An 8,618-nucleotide genomic window follows, 5' to 3' on the forward strand; every position below is an offset into this window, starting at 1 on the left:
CGGCCGAACAGGTCCGAGGCCGGGCGTGGCCGCAGCGGGCCGCTGGCCTCCAGCTCAAAGGCGCGGCGGGCGCCGCGGGTGGCGCCGATGACGATGTCATCGGCATCCACCGCCAGCAGCATTGCCGAGGGCGCCTCGCCGCCCTCGGCAATGACGATACGCGCCTTGGGAAAGCAGGCGCGGAAGAAATCGGATTCGATGGCGCGGGCGGTCTGGTCGACCATCGCGGCGATCAGCCGGTTATAGGATTCGGTCTGGTCGGCGCGCGCCGAGGACACGTCGAGCGCCGCCAGCAGCTGCCCGTCGGGGCCGAAGATCGGCGCGTCCATGCAGCTCATGCCGATGTTGCGGGCAAGGAAATGTTCGTCGCGGTGGATGATCACCTGGCGCTGTTCGGTCAGGCAGGTGCCGATGCCGTTGGTGCCCTCGGCCGCCTCGCTCCAGTCGGCGCCCAGCCACAGGCCCCAGTCCTTGAAGGTCTGTTCGTCGGCGCCGGAACAGCGCGCGTCGAGCACGATCCCGGCCTCGTCGGTCAGCAACACACCGCAGCCGGAATTGCCGACCAGGCCGAACAGCTGATCCAGCTTGGGACAGGCCACCATCATGAACCGGTCAAGCCGGGCGCGGCGTTCGTTCAGGCCGGTATCGTCCAGCCGGCCCACCCCGACGCTTTCCGCCGGGTCCAGCCCGTGGCGCTCGACCGAGCGCCGCCAGGAGGCCGCCAGCGACGACCGCGCCGCGGCCGAGCGCGAGTTCACCGCGCTCATCACCTTTTCGATATGGAGCTTCTCGTGCGAGATCACCCGTCCTCCCGCACATCGTGATAGCCGGTTGCCGGCGCGCTGGCAATTCTTACCGGAGGCGGGGTGGCGGGCGCCATTGGCCGCAGGTCGGTACCCGGTGCGCCCGGATCGCGATCGATGCAGGATGGAATGCAACCCCATCCTGCATCCCCGTGCCCCTACTTGTGCCCGGCCATGCCGCCCGAGATCTCCTCGGTCGCCTCGCTGGCCAGTTCCTCGGGCAGCAGCAGGTTCAGCACGATGGCAATCAGCGCCGCCGGCAGGATCCCCGAGGCCCCGAGGATGCGCAGGGTGTCCGGCAGGTGTTGCAACGCGTTGGGCGCGCCCGGCGCCAGGTTCATCACCTCGAGCTGCAGGCCCAGGCCCACCGACAGCGCCACCGCGAAGATCACCATATTGCGCCGGTTCCAGGTGACATCGGACAGCATCGACACCCCGGCCGCGACCACCATGCCGAACATCACGATCACGCCGCCGCCCAGCACCTCGATCGGCACGGTGCGGATCAGCCCGCCCACCTTGGGCACCAGCCCGCAGAGGATCAGGAACAGCGCGCCAAGCGTGACCACGTGGCGGCTCATCACCCCGGTCATCGCGATCAGCCCGACGTTCTGCGAAAACGAGGTATTGGGCAGCGCCCCGAAACAGCCCGCGATCGCGGTGCCGATGCCATCAGCATAGGTGGCGCCCTGGATTTCCTTGTCGGTGGCCTCGCGCCCGGCCCCGCCCTTGGCGATGCCCGACACGTCGCCCACCGTCTCGACCGCCGAGACAAAGGCCATCAGGCAGAAGCCGATCAGCGCCGCGGCGGAGAATTCGAAGCCGTATTTGAACGGCTGCGGCAGGGCGAAGGCGGCGGCGCGGCTCCAGCTCTGGCCGATCGCCTCGAAGCTCAGCATGCCGATGCCCAGCGCATAGATATAGCCGGCGATGATCCCCAGCAGCACCGCCGAGACCGACAACATGCCCCGGGCGAAGAATTTCAGGCCCAGGGTGACGAAGATCACCACCAGCGCCGCCGACCAGCTGCGCAGCCCGCCATAGCTTGCGGCGCCCGAGGCCTTGGCCGGTACCCCGCCCGCAGCATATTCGATCCCCACCTTGACCAGCGCCAGGCCAATCATGGTGACCACCAGCCCGGTGACCAGCGGCGGCAGGGCAAAGCGGATCCGGCCGATCACGGTGCCCAGCAGCGCATGAAACAGCCCGCCCAGCAGCACACCGCCGTACAGCGCCGCCAGCGCATCCACGCCGCGGCCCGCGACCAGCGGAATCATGATCGGGATGAAGGCGAAGGAAGTGCCCTGCACCACCGGCAGCCGGGCGCCAACCGGCCCGGCCCCCACCGTCTGCAGCAGGGTGGCGATGCCGGCGAACAGCATCGACATCTGGATCATGTAGAGCAGTTCGGGAAAATCCGGCGAGTTCGAGCCAAAGCCGAACCCGGCGGCGCCGGCGACGATGATTGCCGGGGTGACATTGGAGACGAACATCGACAGCACGTGCTGGATGCCCAGCGGCACCGCCTTGACCAGCGCGGGCATGTAATTCGGATCGCGCAGCTGCTCCGGCGTTCCAAGTGAAGTATCGGCCATTCCAGTCGTCCTCTCGCTGTTATCCCTCGGGCCGCGTCCTTGGCGGGCCGTCTGTCAGGCGACGATCACATGCGGCTCGTCGAACCAGTGTTCCTCCAGGTTGGTGCCCTCGCCGATGCGGTCGACCACGGCGAACAGCCCCGGCGCCTGCAGCGGCGTCAGCACCCCGTGCCAGGTGCCGCGGTGAAAATTGATCGCCTGGCCGGCGCCGGTGCGGAAGGCCAGCGGCCGGCCCGGCACGCCGCCGGCATCGGGTGCGACGATCACCAGGAAGGGCTGGAAGGTCATCGGGATGAAGGCCTGGCTGCCCAGCGGGTGCCGCTCGACCAGCTCCAGCCGGTAGGGCAGATCGCGCGGCACCGCGTCGAACAGGCTGAGCCCGGCGCGGCCGGCGCCGAACTCGAACCGGGCGCGGTCGTGATAGCGGCCGCACAGCCCCTGGTTGATCATCACATCCGGCGACCCGTCGGTCGCGATCAGGTCGCCAAAGGGCGCGAAGGCCTCGGCGCTGATCGGCCGGATGCGGATGGGCGCGCTCATCCCGGCAACATCTCCCTCAGCCGCAGCTCGGCGATGCGTTCCACCTGGGCGCAGGCGGTGGCAAATTCGGTGTCGCGGTCATGCGCCAGCCGCGCCCGGAAGGCGGCCAGGATCGACGCCTTGTCATGGTCGCGCACGGCGATGATGAAGGGAAAGCCGAATTTTTCCTGGTAAGCCGCGTTCAGTTCGGTAAAGGCGGCGCGCTCGGCATCGGTCAGCGCGTCGAGCCCGGCCGAGGCCTGCTCGGCGGTGGACTCCGCCGTCAGCCGCCGGGCCTGGGCCAGCTTGCCGGCCAGGTCGGGATGGGCGGTGATCACCGCCATCCGCTCTTCGGCGCTGGCCGAGCGGAAGATGCGCGCCAGCGCATTGTGCAGGCCCAGCGCGGTGTCATGGGCCGGGCCCAGCTCGAGCGCGAAGGCGCGCTCGGCGATCCAGGGCGAATGTTCGAACACCCCGCCATAGGCAGCGACAAATTCGGCCAGCGGCATCTGCGACGGGCGGTTCCGCTGCGCTGGCGGGTGCAGCTTGGCCCAATGCTCGGCAATCTGTAGGCGGGTGGCAAACCAGACATCGGGATGGCCCTGGGCATGGGCGAGAAAGCGTTCCAGCGCCCGGATCCGGCCGGGCCGGCCGACCAGCCGGCAATGCAGCCCCACCGACATCATCTTGGGCTGCCCGGCAACGCCTTCGGCATAAAGCGTATCGAAGGTGTCGCAGAGATAGGCGAAGAACTGATCGCCGGAATTGAACCCCTGCGGCGTGGCAAAGCGCATGTCGTTGCAATCCAGCGTATAGGGCACGATCAACTGGTCGCGGGTACCGAGTTTCAGCCAATAGGGCAGATCGTCGTCATAGGTGTCGGCGATATAGGCAAATTGCCCGGTTTCCGCCGCCAACCGCACGGTGTTGATCGAGGTGCGCCCCTCGTACCAGCCGCGCGGCGGCGTGCCGACCACCTCGGTATGCAGCCGGATCGCCTCGGCGATGGCCGCGCGCTCGTCGGCCTCGGCCATGTCCTTGTGCTCGATCCATTTCAGCCCGTGGCTGGCGATCTCCCAGGGCGCCGCCTTCATCGCCGCCACCTGTTCCGGCGAGCGCGCCAGCGCGCTGGCGACGCCATAGACGGTCAGCGGAATATCCTTCAGCAACCGGTGCAACCGCCAGAACCCGGCGCGGGCGCCGTATTCATAGATCGATTCCATGTTCCAGTGGCGCTGTCCCGGCCAGGGCGCGGCGCCGACGATCTCGGACAGGAAGGCTTCGGAGGCGGCATCGCCGTGCAGGATGTTGTTCTCGCCGCCCTCTTCGTAATTCAGCACGATCTGCACCGCGATCCTGGCACCGCCGGGCCATTGCGGATCCGGCGGCACCGCGCCGTAGCCGATCATGTCGCGCGGATATCTGTTCATGTTTTCCCCTTGCCGCTCGTCAGGTTACCCCGGAACATGCGCGGATTATTCGGAAAAATGCAAAACTATTGTCAGCGAAGCGGGCTTTGCACAATGCTGCAACTTGCGGCACACCGGATGCACCACCAGGAGGCAGGACCATGACAGGATATCTTTCGACCCATGTGCTCGACACCGCGCGCGGCTGCCCCGCCGCCGGCCTGAAGATCGAGCTGTTCCGCATTGCCGAAGATGGCGGCCGCAGCCTGCTGAGCACGCTGCACACCAACGCGGACGGCCGCACCGACCGGCCGATCCTGCCGGCTGACTCCTTCGCGCCCGGCACCTACGAGCTGCTGTTCCATGCCGGCGCCTATCTTGGCACCGACGACAGCCCGGCCTTTCTGGACCTGATCCCGATCCGGTTTGGCATGGCCGAGGCGACGCATTACCACGTGCCGCTGCTGCTGTCCCCGTATGGCTATTCCACCTATCGCGGCAGCTGACACCGGGGGTTTCCCCTGCTCTGCGGACGCTCACACGGAGGGCCGCGGCACCTGCGCCTCGGCCGCGCGCAGGGTGCGGGCCAGGCGGCGGGTGGCGAAATCCATGAACAGCCGGGTTTTCGGGTCCTGGTGGCGGCGGTGGGTGTAGAGGCAGGCCATCTGCACCGGCACCGGCGGGGTCTGTGCCGCCACCGGCACCAGCGCACCCGAGACCAGATGTTCGGCCACTTCGAAAACCGGCTTCAGCACGATGCCCTGCCCCGACAGCGCCCAGCCGGTCAGGACATCGCCATCGTCGCATTCGTAGCGCCCCGAGACGGCAAAGCGCTGCGGGCCGTCCGGCGTTTGCAACATCCACTGGAACTCGGTGGCGCCGGGATAGCGCAGGTTCAGGCAATCGTGCTGGCCGCCGACCAGGTCGGCGCCGCTGTGCGGCATGCCGCGCGCGGCGATATAGGCCGGCGCGGCGCAGAGCACCCGGCGGCAATCGGCAATCTTGCGGATGCGCAGGGTGCTGTCGCTGGGCTGGCCGAGAAAAAACGCCAGGTCCAGCCCCTCGGTGGTCAGATCGACCTTGCGGTCGCTCAGGCGCAGGCGAATGCCGATCTCGGGGTAATCGGCCAGGAAATCGGGCACCACCGGCGCGATCAGCCGCCGCCCCACCCCCAGCGGCGCCGCCACGAACAGCGTGCCGCGCGGGCTGTCGGTGAGGTTCATCACCTCGGCCTCGGCCTGTTCGACGGTGTCGAGCACGGCGCAGGCGCCGTCGTAAAACGCCCGGCCCTGTTCGGTCGGGGTCAGGTTGCGGGTGGTGCGCTGGAACAGGCGCACGCCCAGATGCGCCTCGAGCTGCGAGATCCGCGCCGAGGTGACGGCGGGCGAGATGCGCAGATCGCGCCCGGCGGCGGACATGCTGCCCAGGTCATAGACCCGCACGAAGGTCCGGATATTGTCGAGATAGGACATTATTCCAGTTTTTTTGATAGTGGCCCGTCTACTTTCGGATCTACCGACAAAATACGCCCATGGCCAGAGCGACCGCGCCCAAGCGATAGGCCGTTCGGCGCCGGTGCCGAAAGATTACCCATGTTCGCTGTTTTTCCCGCTGCCCGGCCATGTTACGCCGGTGCGGGAACGGTGGCTTTGGGTGGGTGCAGTGATCAAGGCGGGGACAGGTGCGCAGGCAGCAACATGGATGCGAGCGCGGCGCCGCGTTCTGCCGCTGACCTTCTCGCTTGCCCTGGCCGCGCTTCTGCCCGCCGCGCTGCAGGCCGCTGAAACCAGCCTGACGGCCCCCGGCGCCTCGGATGATCTGCTGGCCGAACTGCGCGGTTCTTCCTCGGTGGTTTCGGCCGAGACCAGCGGCCTGGACAGCGCGCAAGAGCTGCTGGCGGCGGCGCTGTCGGATTACAAGACGCTTGTGCAGGTGCTGTATGACGCCGGCTATTTCGGCCCCGAGGTCAGCATCCGCGTCGACGGGCGCGAGGCGGCGAATATCTCGCTGGTGAATCCGCCGCGCCGGATCGACCGGATCGAGATCCGCATCGCCACCGGCCCGGCCTTCCGTTTCGGCACCGCACGGGTGGCGCCGCTGCCGCCGGGCACCGAATTGCCGGAAGCCTTCGCAACCGGGCAAACCGCCGGCACCGGCACCATCCGCGCCGCGGCGCTGGCCGGGCGCGACGCCTGGCGCTTTGACGGCCATGCCAAGGCCGATATCGGCGCACAGCGGATCACCGCCAATCACCGGCTGTCGCAGGTCGATGCCGATATCCAGATCATTCCAGGGCCCGAGCTGCGCTTTGGCCAGTTGAAGGTGTCGGGCCAGAGCCGGGTGCGCGCCGCCTCGATCCAGCGCATCGCGGCGCTGCCCAGCGGCGAAAAGTTCAGCCCCGACGAGGTGCGCAAGGCCGGCGCGCGGCTGCGCCGCACCGGCACCTTCTCGTCGGTCACGCTGGTCGAGGCGGAAACCCCCAATGCCGACGGCACGCTGGATTTCACCGCGCAGGTGGCCGACCAGCCGCCGCGGCGGATCAGCTTTGGCGCCGAGATCGCCTCGAATGCCGGGATCACCCTGTCGGCGGCCTGGCTGCACCGCAACCTGTTCGGCAATGCCGAACGGTTCCGCATCGAGGGCGAGGTGCGCAATATCGGCGGCGACGAGGATATCGACGGCGGGCTGGCGTTTCGGCTGGACAACCCGACGCGGCTGGGCGGCGATAACAGCCTGTTCTATGTCGGCAGCCTGGAACGGATCGACCGGCAGCATTACACGATGAACCGGGCGATGCTGGGCGTCGGGGTGCGGCGGGTCAGTTCCGACCAGCTGTTTGGCGAAGCCTCGGTCGAGATCAGCACCAGCGACGTGACCGATGCCTATGGCGCCGACCGGTCCTTTGACCTGCTGTCCTTTCCGCTGCACGGGCAATATGACGGCCGCGATTCCGAGCAGAACCCGACCGGCGGCTATTTTGTCGATCTGACCATCACGCCGTTCACCGGGTTCGGCAACTCGGCCTCGGGGATTTCCATGCTGGCCGACGGGCGCGCCTATCGCAGCCTGACCGCGTCGGGCTCGGTGGTGGTGGCCGGGCGGCTGCAGGTCGGTTCGGTGGTGGGCGCGGCGGCATCCGAGACCTCGCCCGACCTGCTGTTTTTCTCTGGCGGCGCCGGCACCGTGCGCGGCCAGGGCTTTGAATCGCTGGGCATTCCGGTGGGCACCGGGGTGGCGGGCGGACGGTCGATCGTCACCGCCAGCGCCGAGCTGCGCACGCGGATCACCGAGGCGATTTCGCTGGTCGGGTTCTACGATTACGGCGCGGTGGATGACGGTTCCTTCGTGACCAGCGCGTCGCGGTCGCATTCCGGCGCCGGGCTGGGCCTGCGCTATGACCTGGGCGGGTTCGGGCCGCTGCGGCTGGACATCGCGCTGCCGGTCAGCGGCCCCACCGATGACGGGCTGCAATTCTATATCGGCATCGGGCAGGCGTTCTGATGCGCGCGCGGCTGAGCCTTGTCCTGGTCCTGACCACCCTGCCCCTGAACCTGGCCGCGCAGGAGGAGTCGGGCGGCGGCTTTATCGGCGGGCTGCTGGAAAGCGCACTGTCGGGCGAGAACCGCAATGTCACCGTCACCGGCCTGTCCGGGGCGCTGAGTTCCAGCCTGACGCTGGAGCGGCTGACCATGTCGGACGACCAGGGCGTCTGGCTGACGATTTCCGGCGCCACGCTGGACTGGACCCGTTCGGCACTGCTGCGCGGGCGGCTGGATGTCAGCACGCTGAGCGCCGAGAGCATCGTGCTCGAGCGGTTGCCGGCGGCGAGCGAGGACGAGGCGGACCTGCCCAGCCCCGAGGCAACGCCGTTCCAGCTGCCCGAGCTGCCGGTTGCGGTCAGCATCGGCGAGATCGCGGTGAACAGCTTTTCGCTGGGCGAGCCGGTGGTGGGTATCGCGGCGGAACTGTCGCTGGCCGGGGCGCTGACCCTGGCCGAGGGAGCGCTGGATACCGATATCTCGGTGACGCGGCTGGATCGGCCCAGCGACGTGATCACGCTGGATGCCAGTTTCAGCAATGAAACCAGCGTTATCGCGCTGGATTTCGAAACCACCGAGGCGCAAGGCGGGCTGCTGTCCGAGCTGCTGAACATCCCCGGCCGGCCCTCGGTCAGCCTGACCGCGGCGGGCGAAGGGCCGCTGACCGATTTCACCGCCGATATCGCGCTGGCCACCGATGGCGCGCCGCGCGTCACCGGGCAGGTGCGGCTGCGCGATGCGGCGGCGCAGGGC

The 8,618-nt window shown here is 68.3% G+C and carries 7 protein-coding genes and 1 pseudogene; 3 read left to right on the forward strand and 5 right to left on the reverse strand.

The window, feature by feature from the left end:
- The 4 genes from CVM52_RS21040 to puuE all read right to left on the reverse strand — a co-directional run.
- Positions 1-800, reverse strand: an 800-nt coding sequence (locus tag CVM52_RS21040) for a GAF domain-containing protein (RefSeq protein WP_306372774.1), incomplete at its 3' end; no start/stop codon positions are given.
- 161 nt (positions 801-961) lie between these two features.
- Positions 962-2,398 (reverse strand): uracil-xanthine permease family protein, encoded by a 1,437-nt coding sequence (locus CVM52_RS21045; RefSeq protein WP_100164359.1) that lies wholly within the window; start codon positions 2,396-2,398, stop codon positions 962-964.
- A 54-nt stretch (positions 2,399-2,452) separates the two neighbouring features.
- Positions 2,453-2,938, reverse strand: a complete 486-nt coding sequence (locus CVM52_RS21050) for an ureidoglycolate lyase (protein ID WP_100164360.1) — start codon at positions 2,936-2,938, stop codon at positions 2,453-2,455.
- A complete protein-coding gene (gene puuE, locus CVM52_RS21055; RefSeq protein ID WP_100164361.1) occupies positions 2,935-4,347 on the reverse strand; it encodes an allantoinase PuuE in 1,413 nt (470 codons plus the stop codon). Before puuE ends, CVM52_RS21050 begins: the two co-directional genes overlap by 4 nt.
- Before the next feature lie 140 nt (positions 4,348-4,487).
- Here puuE and uraH point away from each other — a divergent pair, with 140 nt between their 5' ends.
- Positions 4,488-4,832 carry a hydroxyisourate hydrolase gene (gene uraH / locus CVM52_RS21060; protein ID WP_100164362.1) on the forward strand — a complete coding sequence of 115 codons (345 nt, stop codon included), beginning with the start codon at positions 4,488-4,490 and terminating at the stop codon, positions 4,830-4,832.
- Between the two features lie 30 nt (positions 4,833-4,862).
- On the opposite strand, the gene CVM52_RS21065 is transcribed toward uraH, so the two are convergent.
- Positions 4,863-5,798: a LysR family transcriptional regulator gene (locus CVM52_RS21065; RefSeq protein ID WP_100164363.1), complete on the reverse strand. Its 936-nt coding sequence runs from the start codon at positions 5,796-5,798 to the stop codon at positions 4,863-4,865.
- Between the two features lie 229 nt (positions 5,799-6,027).
- Here CVM52_RS21065 and CVM52_RS21070 point away from each other — a divergent pair, with 229 nt between their 5' ends.
- Entirely contained in the window at positions 6,028-7,827 is a 1,800-nt protein-coding gene (locus tag CVM52_RS21070) for an autotransporter assembly complex protein TamA (RefSeq protein ID WP_100164364.1), read from the forward strand.
- A pseudogene (locus CVM52_RS21075) lies at positions 7,827-8,618 on the forward strand (translocation/assembly module TamB domain-containing protein); the annotation flags it as partial. The gene CVM52_RS21070 and the pseudogene CVM52_RS21075, both read left to right, overlap by 1 nt.

This window comes from Pseudooceanicola lipolyticus (genome assembly GCF_002786325.1).
Lineage (GTDB): Bacteria > Pseudomonadota > Alphaproteobacteria > Rhodobacterales > Rhodobacteraceae > Pseudooceanicola_C > Pseudooceanicola_C lipolyticus.

Coding starts and splice junctions, on each gene's coding strand:
- CVM52_RS21070 (WP_100164364.1), top strand. CDS start 6,028: ATGCGAGCGCGGCGCCGCGTTCTGCCGCTGACCTTCTCGCTTGCCCTG.
- CVM52_RS21065 (WP_100164363.1), bottom strand. CDS start 5,798: ATGTCCTATCTCGACAATATCCGGACCTTCGTGCGGGTCTATGACCTG.
- CVM52_RS21050 (WP_100164360.1), bottom strand. CDS start 2,938: ATGAGCGCGCCCATCCGCATCCGGCCGATCAGCGCCGAGGCCTTCGCG.
- puuE (WP_100164361.1), bottom strand. CDS start 4,347: ATGAACAGATATCCGCGCGACATGATCGGCTACGGCGCGGTGCCGCCG.
- CVM52_RS21045 (WP_100164359.1), bottom strand. CDS start 2,398: ATGGCCGATACTTCACTTGGAACGCCGGAGCAGCTGCGCGATCCGAAT.
- uraH (WP_100164362.1), top strand. CDS start 4,488: ATGACAGGATATCTTTCGACCCATGTGCTCGACACCGCGCGCGGCTGC.